15 protein-coding genes are annotated in these 18,016 nt (G+C 47.9%); all 15 read left to right on the top strand.

All coding sequences use genetic code 11. The annotated features are described in order from the left end of the window. Positions 1-379 precede the first annotated feature (379 nt). The gene (locus BM058_RS04750; protein WP_090926094.1) at positions 380-718 is read left to right on the top strand and encodes a nucleotide pyrophosphohydrolase; all 339 of its coding nucleotides are present in this window, start codon (positions 380-382) and stop codon (positions 716-718) included. Position 719: 1 nt separating this feature from the next. Continuing rightward, complete coding sequence (gene dapB, locus BM058_RS04755) at positions 720-1,514, top strand: 4-hydroxy-tetrahydrodipicolinate reductase (protein WP_090925888.1); 795 nt, start codon at positions 720-722, stop codon at positions 1,512-1,514. A gap of 12 nt (positions 1,515-1,526) precedes the next feature. Next, positions 1,527-1,946, top strand: coding sequence for a methylglyoxal synthase (mgsA, locus tag BM058_RS04760; RefSeq protein ID WP_090925889.1), 420 nt, complete (start codon positions 1,527-1,529; stop codon positions 1,944-1,946). Then, on the top strand, positions 1,939-2,631 hold the full coding sequence (gene bshB1 / locus BM058_RS04765; RefSeq protein ID WP_090925890.1) for a bacillithiol biosynthesis deacetylase BshB1: 693 nt from the start codon (positions 1,939-1,941) through the stop codon (positions 2,629-2,631). Before mgsA ends, bshB1 begins: the two co-directional genes overlap by 8 nt. Before the next feature lie 11 nt (positions 2,632-2,642). Continuing rightward, complete coding sequence (gene bshA / locus BM058_RS04770) at positions 2,643-3,791, top strand: N-acetyl-alpha-D-glucosaminyl L-malate synthase BshA (RefSeq protein WP_090925891.1); 1,149 nt, start codon at positions 2,643-2,645, stop codon at positions 3,789-3,791. A 13-nt stretch (positions 3,792-3,804) separates the two neighbouring features. Then, entirely contained in the window at positions 3,805-4,977 is a 1,173-nt protein-coding gene (locus BM058_RS04775; protein WP_090925892.1) for a hypothetical protein, read from the top strand. Then, a complete protein-coding gene (locus BM058_RS04780; RefSeq protein ID WP_090925893.1) occupies positions 4,967-5,932 on the top strand; it encodes a biotin--[acetyl-CoA-carboxylase] ligase in 966 nt (321 codons plus the stop codon). The genes BM058_RS04775 and BM058_RS04780 overlap by 11 nt, the downstream gene beginning before the upstream one ends. Before the next feature lie 58 nt (positions 5,933-5,990). Then, positions 5,991-8,801: an ATP-dependent DNA helicase DinG gene (dinG, locus tag BM058_RS04785; RefSeq protein WP_090925894.1), complete on the top strand. Its 2,811-nt coding sequence runs from the start codon at positions 5,991-5,993 to the stop codon at positions 8,799-8,801. A gap of 15 nt (positions 8,802-8,816) precedes the next feature. Beyond that, positions 8,817-10,124, top strand: coding sequence for an amidohydrolase (locus BM058_RS04790; protein ID WP_090925895.1), 1,308 nt, complete (start codon positions 8,817-8,819; stop codon positions 10,122-10,124). Positions 10,125-10,157: 33 nt separating this feature from the next. Next, on the top strand, positions 10,158-10,634 hold the full coding sequence (locus BM058_RS04795) for a PepSY domain-containing protein (protein WP_090925896.1): 477 nt from the start codon (positions 10,158-10,160) through the stop codon (positions 10,632-10,634). Between the two features lie 135 nt (positions 10,635-10,769). Next, entirely contained in the window at positions 10,770-11,957 is a 1,188-nt protein-coding gene (locus BM058_RS04800) for a pyridoxal phosphate-dependent aminotransferase (protein ID WP_090925897.1), read from the top strand. Positions 11,958-12,060: 103 nt separating this feature from the next. Further along, positions 12,061-12,756 (top strand): DnaD domain-containing protein, encoded by a 696-nt coding sequence (locus tag BM058_RS04805; protein WP_090925898.1) that lies wholly within the window; start codon positions 12,061-12,063, stop codon positions 12,754-12,756. A gap of 15 nt (positions 12,757-12,771) precedes the next feature. Next, positions 12,772-13,434: an endonuclease III gene (gene nth, locus BM058_RS04810; RefSeq protein WP_090925899.1), complete on the top strand. Its 663-nt coding sequence runs from the start codon at positions 12,772-12,774 to the stop codon at positions 13,432-13,434. Then, positions 13,427-13,933, top strand: coding sequence for a YpoC family protein (locus BM058_RS04815; protein WP_090925900.1), 507 nt, complete (start codon positions 13,427-13,429; stop codon positions 13,931-13,933). Before nth ends, BM058_RS04815 begins: the two co-directional genes overlap by 8 nt. Before the next feature lie 33 nt (positions 13,934-13,966). Further along, a complete protein-coding gene (locus tag BM058_RS04820) occupies positions 13,967-17,563 on the top strand; it encodes a dynamin family protein (RefSeq protein WP_090925901.1) in 3,597 nt (1,198 codons plus the stop codon). The last annotated feature ends 453 nt before the right edge of the window (positions 17,564-18,016 follow it).

Raw genomic sequence — 18,016 nt, forward strand, 5'->3', positions numbered from 1 at the left:
AACCGCGCTCGGTAAGGCAGCAGCGTCAATGGGCCCGCATGGTACGGATGACCGATATTCTCCGGGACCCGGCCCGGGCATCCAACGGGACGACAGCCGGTGTCATACCGCTGCATGCCGCCCATTCCACAGCGATGGGCCATATGGTAAAGAGCCTTTCCTAACCCTCGCTGGAAGGTCTGTTTTCGCCAGAAAGCAGACCTTCCGGCGAGGCCACCAAGCGGAGCGCGGTAGGAGATTCACGGTGTACAATAAGAGAGGGCCGGAAACTGCCGTCTTTCAGGCTTACCGAGAAAAACTTGACGCAGACACAAGGTGCCCGGTGATTGTCAAACGAATAGGAATTCGATACGATAAAAGGGAAGGTGAGGGATGGACCATGGATTCAAAACGAATGCAGGATATGCAGCAGGAAGTCGAAAAACATATCGGACAGTATAAAGAAGGGTATTTCAGCCCGCTTGCCATGATGGCCCGCTTATCAGAAGAAACAGGAGAACTGGCAAGAGAAATTAACCATTATTACGGAGAAAAGCCAAAGAAAGAATCAGAGCAGGACAAGCCGCTTGAGCAGGAAATGGGAGACATCCTATTTGTCCTCATTTGTTTTGCCAACTCTTTACATATCGATCTGGACGAAGCGTTTGACCTGGTCATGGACAAATTCCGGACGAGAGATGCCGACCGATGGACAATGAAAGAAGAAGGAGAGAAATAACATGACAAGCATTATTATTGCCGGACCACGTGGGAAAATGGGGAAAGAAGCTGTGCACCTCGTTCATGAGACCGAAGAATTTGAACTGGCGGCTGCTGTAGACTCCAGAAATGCAGGAAAAAAATTGCGCGACCTTGCCGGTATGCCGGAGGAGACTGCTCTTATTTATGACGATATGCAGACGTGCCTGGAAGAAACAGAGGCCGATGTTCTTATTGATTTGACGACACCGGAAGCTGGAAAGAAACACTTGGAACTGGCACTTGATTATTACGTGCGGCCGGTTGTCGGTACGACCGGTTTCAGCAATGAAGACATACAACGGCTGAGACAAAAATCCGAAGAAAAAGAAATGGGAGCTGTGATTGCCCCGAATTTTGCTGTCGGAGCTATCTTAATGATGAAACTCTCCCAGATGGCTGCCCGTTATTTCTCTGATGTGGAGATTATTGAAATGCATCATGACAATAAACTGGATGCCCCATCCGGTACAGCTTCCAAAACAGCGGACATGATTAATGAAGTCCGCACACCAAAACGACAGGGACATCCGGATGAAAAAGAGGAGCAGACCGGCGCGCGCGGAGCTGAAACAGATGGTATGCGGATACACAGTGTGCGTCTTCCGGGACTTGTTGCGCATCAGGAAGTGCTTTTCGGAGGGGCCGGTCAGTCTCTTAAGATACGCCATGATTCCTACAACCGGCAGTCTTTTATGCCTGGTGTTAAACTGGCAGTGGAGAGTGTCCTGCAGGTAAAAACACTCGTCTACGGTCTCGAAAATCTAATGGAATAGAGGTGCCTTCCGTTGAATATTGCTTTAATTGCGCATGATAAAAAGAAAGAAGACATGATCCGGTTTGTGCAGGCGTATGAACCGGTTCTGCGGAACCACCATCTGCATGCCACCGGTACAACGGGGTCCCGTATTGAAGCAGAAACCGGCCTTTATGTTCATAAGCATTTGTCTGGCCCTCTTGGCGGAGATCAGCAGATTGGAGCGCTCATTGCCGAGAACAATATGGACCTGATCCTGTTTCTCCGGGATCCATTGACGGCTCAGCCGCACGAACCAGACATAACAGCACTTCTCCGGCTTTGTGATGTGCATACCATACCGCTTGCGACCAATATGGCGACAGCTGAAGTACTTGTGAAAGGCCTGGATCATGGTATGCTTGATTTTCGAAATGTCCAACCGCCTAGAGAGGACGCAGGTTATGAATAAAAAAAGACTTCTTTGTATCGGCGCTCATCCGGACGATGTGGAAATTGGTATGGGAGCAGCAGCAGCGAATCATGCTGCAAAAGGCGATATAGTGTATGTATGCTCTTTAACGAAAGGAGAATTATCCTCCAATGGAACGGTGGAAATGAGACAGCAGGAAGCTGAAGACTCTGCCGCTGTTCTTAAGGTCTCCGGACGGTATCAGCTTGACTTTCCCGATAGAGCAATCACGAAAACACATGAACAGTACAATACCCTGATTGAGACCATCCGGGAGGTAAAACCTCATGTTGTGTTTGCTCCGTACTATGAAGACCGTCACCCTGATCATTCGGCATGCAGCGTTGTGGTGAAAGAAGCATTGTTTGATGCCGGGATTCGTAAATATCCTGAAGTGGCCGGCCCTCCACATAAGACAGCGGCTTTTTATTACTATTTTATCAACGGAATCGGGCTTCCCGACTTTTACGTTGACGCAGCGGCGTGGCAGCAGCACAAAGAAAAAGCTCTTTCCTGCTTTCAAAGCCAGTTTCAAAAAACTTCAGGCAGTGTATCTACTCCATTAACGGAAGGCTATGTCGAGAGTGTGCGGGCAAGAGACGCGGTTTTCGGAAAACAGGCCGGAACGGATTATGCTGAAGGTTTCAAAACTGCTTCGCCGCTCGTTTTATCTTTCATTCCGTAAAGGAGAACACTATGGCGTTTAAAATTGGCATAACATGTTACCCGACCGTCGGCGGTTCGGGAGTCGTGGCGACAGAGCTTGGAAAATTGCTGGCTGAAAAAGGACACGAAGTTCATTTCATTTCAACGAGCCTGCCGTTCCGCCTGAATCAAACAAATTCCAACATATATTATCATGAAGTGGAAGTGAATCAATACGAGGTGTTTCAATACCCGCCTTATTCCCTGACACTGGCGAGCAAGATGGCCGAAGTTGTAAAAAGAGAAGGGCTGGATATTCTGCATGTTCATTATGCCGTGCCTCATGCTGTTTGTGCGCTCTTGGCAAAAGATATGATTGATGATGATATCCAGGTCGTAACCACGCTGCACGGCACCGATATCACGGTACTTGGACACGATCCATCGTTAAAAGACATCATCCGGTATGCGATTAATAAATCCGATAAGGTGACGGCGGTGTCACACTCTCTCGTGCAGGAAACAAAACACATGCTGCAGACCTCAAAACCAATTGAAACAATCTATAATTTCATAGATGAGCGGGTGTACAGTGATGAAAACCCTCCGGAGGATCTCCGGCTTTCCTACGGTATTAAAACGGAGGACCGGGTAGTTATTCATATATCCAACTTTCGGCCGGTCAAACGGACGGTGGATGTTGTAAAAGCTTTTGCTGCCATGCATTCCCGTGTGTCGTCTGTATTACTGATGATCGGGGATGGTCCGGAGAAACAGGCAGCCTGCCAGACAGCTGAAGCCCTTGGCATTGCAGACCGGGTAATGTTTCTTGGCAGTCAAAAACAGATTGCGGATTTTCTGAATATCTCGGATGTTATGCTGCTTCTTTCTGAAAAGGAAAGCTTTGGACTTGCCGCTCTGGAAGCAATGGCGTGCGGAGTACCGGTGGTCGGCACTGACGCAGGTGGTATACCGGAAGTTATTGCTGACAGGAAAACAGGGTTTATCACACCGGTTGGGGAGCCGGAGGAAGCTGGAGCTGCAGGAGCAGAACTGCTGGAAGACCCTTCGCTGCATGAAATGATGTCCAGAAACAGCAAACAAAGGGCAGCTGAAGTATTTGGGTCAGAAAGCATCGTCCGGCAGTATGAAACGTTATATGAAGAGAGCGGATCTTCCAGGATAGTGCAGGAGAACTGAAGGTGGATGCGATATGAACAGGAAAGGTTCAGCCTGGAGTGCGGCTCTGGAAACTCTTGAGTTCTTGGAAAAAAACAAGGTTAAAGGGTATGTCATAGGAGGAGCTGTACGAGATACGATACTTTCGCGTGAAATCGAGGATATTGATATTGTACTGGAAGGAGCCCCTGACATCGTTTGGTCTTTGTTTCCACATGCTGTACAGCCTTCTTCATCTTTTCCTGTATTTATTGTTCCCCGGCATGGATACGTGTTTGAAATAACGACGTTCCACCCGGATAAAGAGTCGCTGCAGATGAACCTTGAGCATCGGGATTTTACGATGAATGCGATGACCGTGGAGATAAGCGGGAACCTTATTGACCCATACGGCGGCCAGAGCGATATAAACAGGCGGCTGATCCGTTCTGTTTCGTCTCCGCTGCAGCGTATGAAAGAGGACCCGCTTCGGAAACTGCGTGCTTTTCGATTTGTTTCTGAATTTAACTTCAGCCTGGAAGAATCAACCTGGCAGGCGGTATGCGCTGATGGAATCGGTCTTCAGGATACAGCGAAAGAACGCATTCAACGGGAAATTGAAAAAATACTCGAAGGGAAGGCATGCTCCAGAGCTTTAGAGCTGCTGCTTGCTTCCGGGGTGATAAGCGATTTTCCAGATTCCATCAAACCGGAATACATCTTAACGAATCAGAAATCCCCGGAACTGGAGGATTTTTCAACGATCGAAGAAAAATGGGCGGTATTTTTCTTCCTGCTGTACAGCGAACAAGCATGTTGTTTCGTAAACAGTTGGCCGATAAAAAAAAGGATCCGATCCCGTATTCATTACATCATAAAGATGTGTACTGCCAATCCGGGCGGGGTGAACTGGGACACGGAGATGGTTTACCAAAACGGATGGAGGACTGCCATCCAGATTGAAACGGTCAGTCAATGGTTGACAGGTGTTCAAGACAACAAAAGGCTGGAACATATCTTGAATCTTGCCCAATCCCTCCCGATTGTGTCCAGGGATGACCTGCAAGTGGACGGGAGGGACATAGTCAGGCAGCATCCCTGTCTGCCGGGAAGGTGGATAGGTTATCTTCTGGATTATCTGGAAGAAGAAGTGCTGTACGGACGTACTGCCAACAAACGGGACGAATTACTATCCCTTGTAAAGGAGAAACTGTCACATGAGAGATAAGCTGCTGCAGGTGCTTGAAGATACAGCGGATGTCTATGTTTCCGGTCAGGAAATCAGCCGGCTGCTTGGCATCTCACGCACCGCTGTATGGAAACATATGGAGGAATTAAGGAAGGCCGGCTACGAAATTGAAGCGGTGCCCCGGAAAGGGTACCGTTTGACCCATATCCCCAACTTGATAAGTGCTGATGAAATCAAATCACGGCTCCATACAAAAACATTCGGGCAGAAGTTGGTATATAAAGAGGAAGTGACTTCCACCCAGGAGGAAGCACACAAACTGGCGGGGAAAAATGAACCGGAAGGAACAGTAGTTGCCGCCGATAAGCAGCTTCAGGGAAGAGGGAGACTGGACAGACCCTGGGTTTCTGCTTCTGGAACGGGGCTTTGGTTCAGTATTATACTGCGTCCCGATATACGGCCGCAGAATGCCCCGCAGCTGACACTCCTGGCAGCAGTCGCTGTAACAGAAGGCATTGCCAATGCGTCCGGACTGCAGCCCCGCATCAAATGGCCGAATGACATTTTACTAAACGAGAAAAAAACAGCCGGTATTTTGACCGAGATGCAGTCGGATCCGGACCGTGTTCAAGCTGTGATCATTGGTATAGGATTGAATATTAATCACGACAAAGATCATTTTCCGCCTGAACTTCAGTCTAAGGCGACATCTCTGGCCCTTGAGAATAACGGGACTGCGTTTCACCGTGCCGATATTACTGCTTCTGTCCTGAGAAGTCTGGAGTATTGGTACGGGACGTATCTGACTGGCGGGTTTGGGGCAGTGCGCAGACGCTGGGAAGAACTTGCCGATACAATCGGGAACCATGTCCGGGCTGTGAGCCGGTTTAAAACGGTGGAAGGATACGCCGAAGGTATCACAGATGACGGTGTTCTTCTTATTAAACAAAAAGACGGAACAATAGAGAAAATTTATAGTGCTGATATTGACTGAAGCTCGAATATGATATACTGATGATACCCGTAGACACGAAACGGCCGGGGTGAAACCTATGACGAAAAAATATGTTGTTATTGATACGGAAACGACAGGCAACGCTCCTAAAAATGGGGATAAAATTATTCAGATAGGAGCGGCTCTTATTGAAGACGGCCGAATAGAGAAGGTATGGTCTTCGTTTATCCAGCCGCATTCTTCTATTCCTCTCTTTATCCAGCAGTTGACCGGTATTTCTTCCGAAGACGTGAAAACAGCTCCGGAGTTTGCCGAAATAGCTCCAATGCTGCGGGAATGGCTCGAAGACTCTTATTTTGTTGCTCATAATGTTCCCTTTGATCTTCAATTTATTAATAGTGAATTACAGCAGGCAGGGTTCCCGCCTTTTCAGGGGAGTGCGCTGGATACAGTGGAACTTTCCCGCATTCTTTTTCCGTCTGCTCCGGGATATCAGCTGTCCAGACTGACCAAGTGGCTGGGTATCACCCACAGTCGCCCCCACCAGGCCGACAGCGATGCGTGGGTGACTGCTGCTTTACTGCTTCAGCTGCTGAATAAACTGGGTGGTCTTCCGGAAACGACAAGAAAGTGGCTTCATTCGCTCGCTCCGCATCTTGAAAGTGATGTATCATCTCTAATGAGAGAGCCTGAACTAAAACAGCATACCGTTATTCACTCCGACGCGCTGTGGATGGAATATAAAGGGATTGTTTTTAAAAGGCCGGTAGAGGACACCACGAACCGTGGTAACATCGAAGGCCGCGATGGAGAAGAAGACTCATTTTTTTCTCCGGAAGGAGCACTCGATGCAGCTGACAGGGAAACCTTTGAGTATCGAGAAGGTCAGGCCGCTATGGCGGATAAAGTGGGTCGTGTGCTCAATGAACGCCGCCATCTTTTGGTCGAAGCAGGGCCTGGTATCGGAAAAACGCTGGCTTATCTCGTGCCGGCTCTTTATTTCAGTAAACGGACCAGGCAGTGCGTGCTTGTTTCCACGAACACCATCGCCCTGCAGGAACAACTGATGCAAAAAGAACTGCCCCTGCTTAGACAAACCATTCCGTTTTCCTTTTCGATGATTCTTTTAAAAGGAAAAAGCCACTATCTCTCACTCCGCCGGTTTCGCCAGGCAATCGGTACGACAACCGGCTCTTATGAGGAAATCCTTACCATCGCGCAGATACTGGTCTGGATTCTTGAAACAGATACCGGCGATGTGGAAGAGATTAATATTCCGGGAGGCACAGGGAATGTGTTTTGGGAAAAAGTGTGCACAGATGACTTGGATAAACGGGGACATTTTCCTTCATGGGAAGCACTCGATTACTATCCACGTGCCGTTAAGCAGGCTGAGCAGGCTGATATTGTGATCACCAACCACGCGCTGCTCTTTACAGACATGAAAAACGAAAGAGGGCTGCTTCCATCCCATCAACATGTTGTTATCGATGAAGCTCATCACCTGGATGAATTGGCTTCCCGGCATTTAGGCGTAGAAATCAGTTATTTTCATGTAAATCAGGCTCTGAACCGGCTCGGTGTTCTGGAAGACACGGGTCTGTTTCAACGCCTTTTTGTGCTTGAGCAGGATAAAGCGTGGGCGTACTCCATGTCTTGGTTTCAAAAACGTCAGGATTATTTCACGTTATTAAAGTATGAAATAGACGAACTGTTCCGGATGGTACATGAATTTTGTCTTCAACAGGCCGAGCCCGAGCATACGGATGTGGGACGGCTGTCGCTTCGGTATTTTCCGGAGCACATGCATCATCCTTCGTGGTTTGGAATACAGGAGGCACTGGAGCGGGCTCTTGCTGTTTTTTCAGAAGAAGCAGAAGAGCTGGAGACGTTCAGTGCCGATTTTGCCTCCCGGATCCACCCGGATTCACCCGAAAACGGGCTTCTTCAGGACTTTTCTTCGGCTCTTGAGGAGGCGGCTTCACTGTTTGATTATCTTCATTCTTTGTTTATGATAGAAGATTCCAATCATGTGTACTGGATGGAAGTGGAGAAAAAGGGAGCAGCTAATGCTGCCTACCTCTACCGGAGACCGGTGGATGTGTCGGATCTTTTGGCCGATCAGTTATTTGCAAAGAAAGACAGTGTCATTATGACCTCTGCTTCTCTTACGTTGAAAGGTTCCTTTTCCCACGTCATCACAAAATGGGGACTGGATGACTTTGTTCCCGATACCATGCAGCTTTTCAGTCCCTTTCCAGTCCATGAGCAGGCAAAACTGCTCGTGCCTCAAAACATGCCTTCTGTGAAAAAAAGGTCGTTTATCAGGGAAATGGCGGAATTTATTTTTCATACCGCGCATATTACCGAAGGAAAAATGCTGGTTCTTTTTACATCATTTGATATGCTGCGGCGGACATACGATCAGCTGAAGCAGTGGGATGAGGACAATCAGTTTTCTTTTATCGCTCAAGGCGTGAAGAGCGGCAGTCGTTCACGTCTGATGAAAATGTTTAAGCAGCAGGAGCAGGCTGTACTGCTCGGAACGAATTCTTTCTGGGAAGGTATCGACCTGCCGGGTGAGGATCTGAGTTGTCTGATCATTGCAAGACTTCCATTTCCGCCACCGGATGAACCAATGACACAAGCGAGAATGGAAGCGGCAGAAAAGAATGGCTTATCCCCCTTCAAAAACGTATCCCTTCCCCAGGCTGTACTGCGTTTTAAACAGGGCTTTGGCAGACTGATCAGGCATAGAGAAGATAGAGGAATTGTTGTTGTGCTCGATGAAAGAATGATGACAGCCGATTACGGAAAAACTTTTCTGGAATCTATTCCGGAACTGCCGGCTGCCCATCAACCCGTCGATCGTCTGTTGGATGACATAGCTTCATTTTTTTATGATTAACAGGAGGGGTGTTTGTTGCAGCACTTCATCATTGAACATATTCATCTGCTTCCTGATGGAAACAGGGAATCCGTAAAGAAAAATTGTTATATGGAAGTCAGAGATGGAATCATCACGGAACTGGAAGCTATGCCGGTGCCAAATGACAAACCATACTCCATTCCACGCATAGAGGGGAGAGGCAGATGGGTGCTGCCGGGTATGTATAATACACATATGCATACCCCCATGACGCTGTTAAGGGGAACAGCCGATGATGTCCCCCTTAAACATTGGCTTGAAAAAGAAATATGGCCCCGCGAGGCCAAACTAAACCGGAGTATGGTACAGGCCGGCACAGATCTTGCCCTGGCGGAAATGATTCGTTCAGGGACAGTTGCTTTTCTGGATATGTACCATCTTCATATGGATCTTGTCTTTGAACGTACGCACGACAGTGGCATGAAGGCCGTATTGAGCAGAGGCATGATTGGATTCGGAGACCGGGCGGCGTGGCCGGCGAAACTGAACGAAGCGGTGGAACTTGCGCTTTCCTGGAATGAGGAAGGGCAAGGCAGAATAAAAGGCATGCTTTTTCCCCATGCTCCTTATACATGCCCTCCTGAATTCATGACACAAATCACAGCTGCCGCCCGGGAAAATAATCTGATGATCGGCACACATGCAGCAGAAACAGCTGGAGAAGTGCAGGATTACAAAGAGAGGTACGGCCGTACACCGGCTGTTCATCTGGACGAGCTCGGCTTCTACGAGCAGCAGGCAGTACTGACTCATGCCGTTCACGTGTCCGAAGAAGAGACGACCCTTTTAAAAAAGAAAGGCGCCGTTATTTCCCACAACCCGATGAGCAATGCCAAATTAGGCTCCGGTACGGCTCCGGTCGGACGTTTTCTTGAAGCCGGTATCCCCGTCACTCTTGGAACAGACAGCTCCGCCTCCAATAATAATCTGGATATGTTCCAGGAAATGAGAATGGCCGCTCTTTTACAAAAAGGAGTTCAAATGGATCCTGGAGCAGTCAGGGCAGAAGACATTTTCCGGATGGCATCTTTCAATGGGGCAAAACTCCTCGGCGTTGACAAAGATGGACTGCTTCAGCCTGGAGGACCTGCCGATTTTATTATGCTGGACGGAGATCAGCCCCACCTGCAGCCGGATAATCGCATGGCATCTCATGTGGTGTATGCCGCTTCCGGCCAGGATGTTACGGATGTATTTGTTGATGGGAAACGGCTCATGAAAGACAGAGAACTGATAACAATCGACGAGGAGCGGGTGTTATACAATGCCCGGTACTGGCATGAAAAACTGGAGCAGAGATAATGATAAAATGACAGGACAGAAAGGAAGTCCTTTATGAAGCGCCGGCTTCTTCTCACAGGATTAGCACTTATACTGACGGCAGGTCTCTTTTATCTTGGGTATACAATCGTACGTTCTTCGCTGGCGGAAACGCTGGACGAAGCAGAGAAGATTGTGCTCGCTGAAGAAAATGTCGAATCGGTGCAGGAATCCTTCTACTACCATGGAAATGAAACAGTACACAGCGTGTATGCCGGGTTATCGGACGGTTCCGAGGAATGGTTCTTTCTAAAGCAGGGCAGTATAGCTGTGCGTCTGCCTGCAGAAGAAAGCATATCATCCGCTGAAGCAGAAGACATCGTTCTTGATCGCTTTAACATACAGAATGTCCGCAGTATAAAGCCGGGCCTGGAAAATGGCACTCCGCTGTATGAAGTGACGTTTGAAGACGACGATACCCTTTATTACTACTATTTGTCGATGGAAAACGGGGATTATATCAAACGATACAGCATCCAGAAACAGGGGTAAAAATACCATAATGGAAAGAAAAACTCAAAAACCGGTAACTACGCTGCACCGTGCAGACACGGCTTGAATTTGGACAAGGTTTTTATTACACTTACGATAACCTGTTTTGTAACGTAACGAGGAGGAATAAAGAATATGGAACTATCTAAAAGAGTTTCGGCGCTCAGTCCGTCTTCCACACTGGCTATCACAGCAAAAGCCAAACAGTTGAAAGCCGGGGGACATGATGTTATAGGACTTGGTGCCGGGGAACCTGATTTTAACACGCCGTCGTACATAATAGAAGCTGCGGCTGCATCCATGAGGGATGGGTATACAAAATACACACCGTCCGGCGGTATGCCTGAATTGAAGCAGGCCGTCGCCGATAAATTTGAAAAGGACCAGCAGCTGACATACAAGGAAGAGGAAATTATCATAGGCAACGGAGCGAAACACATTCTATATACGTTGTTTCAAGCTCTTCTGGATGAAGGAGACGAGGTCATTATCCCGGCTCCCTACTGGGTGAGTTATCCGGAACAGGTAAAACTGGCCGGAGGGAACCCGGTGTTTGTTAAAGGGTCTGAAGATAACCATTTCAAGATTACTGCAGACCAGCTGGAAGACCACGTCTCTTCTTTGACAAAAGCTGTTATTATTAACTCGCCCGGAAACCCGACAGGAAGCATGTATACGAAAGAAGAACTGAAAGAGCTGGGGGAGACCGCTCTGAAACATGATCTGGTTATTGTTTCCGATGAAATCTATGAAAAATTGATTTACGGGGATGCATCGCATGTTTCGCTGGCGCAGCTTTCACCGGAACTGAAGGAACAGACGGTGCTCGTCAACGGGGTCTCCAAATCCCACTCGATGACAGGATGGCGGATTGGATATGCCGCAGGCAGCAGAGAGCTTATAAAAGCGATGACCAATCTTGCCAGTCATTCGACTTCTAACCCCGCTTCCGCTTCGCAGTTCGGTGCGCTTGCCGCCTACACCGAAGATGACGGGTCTGTGGAGACGATGCGACAGGCATTTGAAGAGAGATTGAATGTCGTATATGATAAACTGATAAATATACCGGGTGTTTCATGTGTGAAGCCCGAGGGAGCGTTTTACCTGTTTCCAAACGTGAAAGAAGCTGCCGGAAAAGCCGGTTATGAAACAGTGGATGAATGGGTCGAAGCCCTGCTTGAGGAAGAAAAAGTGGCGGTTGTACCGGGAAGCGGCTTTGGTTCTCCGGATAATATCCGCCTTTCCTATGCGACGTCTCTTGACCTGTTGGAACAGGCCCTGGACAGAATAAAGGCTTTCATAGAAAAAAAGACCGCCGTATAAGACAGGCTTTTTATTGCGCTCGGCCCCCGGTGAGGGGGTTTTTCTTTGACTGGAAAAAGAGTAGTTGAAGCCTTAAAGAACGCGGCTGAAAGGGGGAGGAGAAATGAATCAGGACGAAGCGCTTCATTTATTGAAGTACGGAAGCACCACGGTTTCCAACCTTCTTTTTGATTACTATGCCGAGATCGGTCTCGACGAAAAAGAAATGATGATGCTGCTCCATATTCACCGGTTTATTGAGGAACATCACCCCTTTCCGACACCGGCCGAGTTGTCTGAACGGATGGCGCTCACAAATGACGAATGTTCCAGTCTACTGCGGACCCTGATAAACAACGGGTTCCTGGATATGCATAAAAACGAAGATGACAGTCAGGTCATGTATGAAACGTTTTCACTCGATCCGTTATTCCGCCGTATTGTCGAAGCTTTATACCGCCCGGCTGAGGAGAACCGGACCGAAGCGGATGAAGAAGGCGGGATCTACCAGCTGTTTGAAGAGGAATTTGCCAGACCTCTTTCCCCAATGGAATTTGAAACGATAAATGTGTGGATGGATCAGGATAAATACAGTGCCGAGCTGATTAAAGCGGCTCTCCATGAATCGGTATTGTCGGGAAAACTGAATCTGCGGTATATTGACCGGATTTTATTTGAATGGTACAAAAATGGTATTCGAACGAAGCAGGAAGCAAAATCCCACAGTGAACGATTCCGTAAATCGACTTCCTCTACGGGAACAGCTTCTAAAGAAAAGCTTCCTCATTATCCAAATATAAACTGGCTGGATGAACCATAAAAGGGCGGATGAACGATGCTGACAAAAAAACAGATACACGAAGTTCTGGAAACCATCAAAGAAATGTACCCGGAAGCCGAATGTGAGCTGCATCATTCCAATGCTTTTGAACTGCTGATTGCCGTTGTACTGTCGGCGCAGTGTACCGATGCACTGGTGAATAAGGTAACACCGGAACTTTTTAAAAAATATAAAGAGCCGCAGGATTATCTGGACGCATCCCAAGAGGAGCTGGAACAGGACATACGTTCCATCGGGCTTTACCGGAACAAAGCAAAAAATATAAAAAAATTATCCGCCTCGCTCCTTGAGCAGTTTGGAGGGGAAGTTCCCCGTTCGAGAGAGGAATTGATGAGCCTGGCAGGCGTCGGCAGAAAGACAGCCAATGTTGTGGCGTCTGTCGCATTTAAAACACCTGCTATCGCAGTAGACACTCATGTGGAGAGAGTATCAAAGCGTCTTGGTATCTGCCGCTGGAAGGATAATGTCCGGGAAGTGGAAGAAACACTGATGAAAAAAGTTCCCGAGGAGGAATGGGCTGATACGCATCACCGGCTCATCTTTTTCGGCAGATACCACTGCCGCGCGAGAGACCCGCAGTGCACGTCTTGTCCGCTCCTGCATTTATGCCGGGAAGGGCAGAAACGGATGAAACGAGGGGAGATACAGCATGCATGATAAACTGATGATTCCCACCCGTCTTGCTGTACCACCCTTTTATCATCAATACACTGTAGATGCATCTTTTCTTCACGAAAAAGGAGCTCCGTTCAGAGAAGAAATTTTATGGGAAAACGGCTGTATTGACGAGGCTCCGTGGAACAATCCTCTGACTTTTGTTCCGACATTGTTCGAGGAGTGGGAGGAGCGTCTGAACGTTCTCGAAACGTGTTATGCCAAGCGGGATTCAGCGGCCGCCCAACCTGTCATGATAGAACAGACAGCAGCACTGTTATCCGTTCTGTCGTGGATGAACAGATGCCGGGTTCCAGGAGGGGATCCGGATGTTTTCACCGCCGCTGCGGCCGATATGAGAAGGATGCCTTCCAACGTCGGTGGAAGGCTTTCTTTTATTGTAGGCAGGCCGTCTCATCATCACAGTTTTATGCAGCTTCGAAGTCTGTTTGTGGAAAGCAGAAAGCAGTTTGCCCTTGTAAAAATTGAAGAAAAAAAATAAACGGATCGTTTCACACAACACGGAGGGAAAATCATGCCAGAGGTACAAACGAAAGATGCTGGTTCACTTTTGAACCTCCCTTTTTCTGAAGAGGATGAAAAGCGGCTGAAGGCCTTGTCTTCCAAACGACAGAACCCTGCCTTTGAAGTCGCCTTCTGCGGTCATTTTTCAGCGGGGAAGTCGACGCTTTTGAACAACCTGCTGGGCAGCGAACTGCTGCCTTCAAGCCCCATTCCAACCAGTGCCAATATTATATCGATTCAATACGGAGAAGCCGGTCTCGCCATCACAACCGGAGATGGAAAACAACGGCACTGGAAGGATGAAATTCCGTGGGATCAAGTGAAATTGTGGGGAAAGAACGGAGAGGAAATCAAAAATATCGATATTCATATCCCGCTTCCGTTTTTATCAAATGCCACCCGGCTGCTTGACACTCCGGGAGTCGATTCCACCGATCCAAATCATCAGCTCGTTACGGTGGACCAGCTTTATACAGCCGATTGTATTGTTTATGTTACAGATTATAATCACGTGCAGTCCGAAACGAATCTTCGGTTCTTAAAGGATATGAGCAGGGAGAACAAACCTATTATTCTTGTTGTGAATCAAATTGATAAGCATAACGAAGAAGAAGTACGTTTGACATCGTTTAAAAACGGGCTTCATGCTACTCTTTCCAGAGCCGGAATACAGCCGATGGAAATATTTTTTACCTCGATGAAAGTATCTGATCATCCTTTCAATGAAACCGCCCGTTTAGCTTCTTTTTTAAAGCCGCTGCTTTTTCATGGGGACACCCTTTCTTCGCGCAGCATGCCGATGCTAGAGTCCGGCGCGGTAAATCAATTGATGGAACGTTTGAAAGAGGATAAAGAGGAAGCATACGAGAAGTGGCTGGAAAACCTGACGTCACGCGGTATTGATCCAAAAGATGCAGAGCAGGCTGAAAACAGGGAAGAAGATCTCCAACAGCTGGAACAGAAAAAGAAAGCTGCCATCCAATCGCTCTACGATGAACGAAATCAGTTGTTGAAAGATGTGACTCTGTTTCCGTACACGACGACCGAAAAGGTAAGGCACTGGCTGGAAAGCTGCCACCGTCAGTTCAAAAAAGGGTGGCTCTTCTCCCGCCGGAAAACCGAAGAGGAACGCGCCGCACGAAAGCAGGCCGTTTTGGAAGAATTGAATGAAAAGGTGAAAACCGAACTGATCTTTCACTTAAAAAATATACTCCTCGGTGAAGCCCTCTCCTGTATGCAGGACCCCGCTGCTTTTGAAAAAAAGGTACAGGAATGGAATTTCACCGTAGACGGAGAGCTTCTGGAGCGGTTTGTGCCGACTTCAGAATTTGACCGTCAGTTTGTGTATACGTTCACTGATAAAACAGCAGATGCAATCGCTAAGCAGTTGAAAACGGAAACGGACCCGTTTTTTCAGGCATACGAAGAAGCTTTACACGCTCAGTTCCATGAAAAAAAGGCTGCGTTACAAAAAAAACAGGAGCATGCGGAAGATTTGACCCGGGAAAACAGGGAGTGGAAGGAAACGGCGGATTATTTCGAGAGAAAAATCGAGGAATGCCGTGATTATCTGAAAACGTACGACAGCGGCCCGGACTTTTGGCAGCTGCTTCGTGACACTTCAGAAGAAGATTACCCGGACGGAGGGATTCCAGATATCGTTATAACGGAAGAAGAGGAGCCCGTTTCGGACCGAGTGGAAGAACCGGAAGAATCGGGAGAGCAGCCTGCCGTTGCTGCGCCGGAATTCGATGATTCCTTCGTTGAACCGCTCCGACGTTATCTCCATCAATACGGGGATCGTCCCTTGTTTGAACAGGAAAAGAAAAAGCTGACGCGGCTCCTGGATCAATATGACAACAATACGGTTACCATTTCTCTTTTTGGAGCTTTCAGCGCGGGTAAATCAAGCTTTATTAATGCAATGATCGGTGCCCATATTCTTCCTGCTGCCCCAAATCCGACGACATCAGCTGTGAACCGCATTCAAAAGAGCACACGAGAATACCCTCACGGAACAGTAGTGCTGGATACGAAAGAAGAATCTGTCCTGGAACAGGAGATACAGGCTGTATCCCGTGAACTTGGTACAGAATTGAATCTAGCAGCTCTTCAAAACTGGAAGAAACCAAATCAGAACCGATTAACGTCCTATCAGCGGACGTATGCTGATTACTTATTCACCCTGCAGCAAAGCCTGAAAAAAAAGACTGTCCAGCCGGGAGAGCGCATTGAAACAAAAATAAGGGAACTTCATAACTGGGTAGGCAAGGAAGAGTACGCCTGTCTTATTCAGCAGGCTTCCATTTATTATGACTGCGCCTGGACCGAAAAGGGTCTCGCATTTGTTGATACACCGGGCGTTCACTCGGTTCACGGCCGTCACACGAATGTTGCTTTTGAACAGATGATCCATTCCAGTGCTGTTTTGTATGTCACGTACTACAACCATGCATTTTCCAAAGCGGATCAAGTGTTTTTGCAGCAAATGGCGGGAGTCAATGAGCAATTTGATTCGAACCGGTTGTATTTTATTATTAATGCAGCGGATCTTGCCGATTCGAAAGCAGAATTGAATGTAGTCAGGGATCATGTGCAGACGCAGCTTCTCCAAAATGGATTGGACCATCCGGAGATATTCGCGCTTTCAAGCAAAGAGGCACTTGCCCGCAAACAAAACGATATTTCCACAGACCAGGGGAGGGCGTTTTCTGCGTTTGAACATTATTTTGAAACAGTGACGATGGATACGTTAAAAGCCGACCATCTGCACCAGCTGTATCAATATGGAATGCACATGTATCATCTCCTGCAGTCCCTCCTTGATGACGTCACGGACAGCGGGGAAAGTCCAGAAAAAATCATGAACGATCGTCTGCAGTCGGTGGATACATTCGAACAGCAGATAAAGTCTCTTCAGTTTGAGGAACTGCTCCCATCTCTACGCCACGAACTGCAGCAGCAATGTTCCTACCTGCAGGAGAGGGTGAAACTGATGGTGCTCGACTACTTTCCCGAGGTTGTTAATCCAGCCGTTCTTGATGGTTCTTCCAAACGGGAGCAGAAATCAAAGCTGCAGGGGGCGCTGCAGGAAATGGAAGGACTCACCCGGACTTTTTTGGAACGGGAGATGCAGACGATTATTTTCAGGCTGCAGGAACAAAGTAGAAAAGGCATGGATCAAGAAAATCAACGCTTTGCATCCGAAACTATTCCAGAGGATGTCACAGTAGAAGCTCCGGATCCAACGAACCTGCAGGTGTTGACTGGTGAAGATAATGTGTCCCTCAGCATGAACGCGCAGAGCGGATCCTTCCTTGATTATTATCAGTCCGGGAAAGATTTTTTCGGGAACCGGGGTGTACAGACACTAAAAGAAGATTTCGCAGAAACAGTTCGTATGGAAGCCGGCAGGGAAGTTGCTTCGTTGGAAGAAAGGCTGCACCAGCAGCTGCATGAACATCTTCAGGCACAGGCAGAAACCTGCAGAAATTATTTTCAAAATGAAGCGGAGCAGGAGAAAGAGAGAATTCACTGGTACTTTGATCCTTCGAAAAAGCCGGCACTTGAGGAAGAAGCTTTATTTTTACAAAGCTACTTTCGTTAAAATGATAATCTCGGACAAAACTTTTGTTGTGATAGGTTATAGCGGGTGATGCTTTAATTCTTCATCAACCGTAAGTGTCTGCTCCTGTCTGCCCATACGGATGCTGAAAAACGATGACCTTATAAAAAACGCTTCCGACAATCATTTAGATCGTCGGAAGCGTTTTTTGATGCTTTCTATGTAAAAATCCGACCGATGGGGCTGTATCAAAAGTCGTTAAACGTTAAGGCATCCGCTGCAGGCGGACGCTTGCACTCCAGAGCACAAGGGCGACATCGATTCGCCGGGGCTCACCGTGTCTTCTTTGCACTCCGGAGTACAAGGGCGACATCGGTTCGCTGGCGCTCACCGTGTCTTCTTTGCCGCGGGCAGCGCCTCAGCTACATGGTGGTAAAGGAGGATCGGCTAAGTTCGGCACGTCCTGTGCCGACGCCGATCTGACTCACATCGTGT

The organism is Salibacterium qingdaonense, assembly GCF_900114715.1.
GTDB classification, from domain to species: Bacteria; Bacillota; Bacilli; order Bacillales; family Marinococcaceae; genus Salibacterium; species Salibacterium qingdaonense.

Excerpts from the sequence above, each read along its gene's own strand:
- BM058_RS04820 (WP_090925901.1), top strand. The coding sequence starts at position 13,967 with ATGCCAGAGGTACAAACGAAAGATGCTGGTTCACTTTTGAACCTCCCT.
- bshB1 (WP_090925890.1), top strand. The coding sequence starts at position 1,939 with ATGAATAAAAAAAGACTTCTTTGTATCGGCGCTCATCCGGACGATGTG.
- dapB (WP_090925888.1), top strand. The coding sequence starts at position 720 with ATGACAAGCATTATTATTGCCGGACCACGTGGGAAAATGGGGAAAGAA.
- BM058_RS04815 (WP_090925900.1), top strand. The coding sequence starts at position 13,427 with ATGCATGATAAACTGATGATTCCCACCCGTCTTGCTGTACCACCCTTT.
- BM058_RS04800 (WP_090925897.1), top strand. The coding sequence starts at position 10,770 with ATGGAACTATCTAAAAGAGTTTCGGCGCTCAGTCCGTCTTCCACACTG.
- nth (WP_090925899.1), top strand. The coding sequence starts at position 12,772 with ATGCTGACAAAAAAACAGATACACGAAGTTCTGGAAACCATCAAAGAA.
- BM058_RS04775 (WP_090925892.1), top strand. The coding sequence starts at position 3,805 with ATGAACAGGAAAGGTTCAGCCTGGAGTGCGGCTCTGGAAACTCTTGAG.
- dinG (WP_090925894.1), top strand. The coding sequence starts at position 5,991 with ATGACGAAAAAATATGTTGTTATTGATACGGAAACGACAGGCAACGCT.
- BM058_RS04750 (WP_090926094.1), top strand. The coding sequence starts at position 380 with ATGGATTCAAAACGAATGCAGGATATGCAGCAGGAAGTCGAAAAACAT.
- bshA (WP_090925891.1), top strand. The coding sequence starts at position 2,643 with ATGGCGTTTAAAATTGGCATAACATGTTACCCGACCGTCGGCGGTTCG.
- BM058_RS04805 (WP_090925898.1), top strand. The coding sequence starts at position 12,061 with ATGAATCAGGACGAAGCGCTTCATTTATTGAAGTACGGAAGCACCACG.
- BM058_RS04795 (WP_090925896.1), top strand. The coding sequence starts at position 10,158 with ATGAAGCGCCGGCTTCTTCTCACAGGATTAGCACTTATACTGACGGCA.
- BM058_RS04780 (WP_090925893.1), top strand. The coding sequence starts at position 4,967 with ATGAGAGATAAGCTGCTGCAGGTGCTTGAAGATACAGCGGATGTCTAT.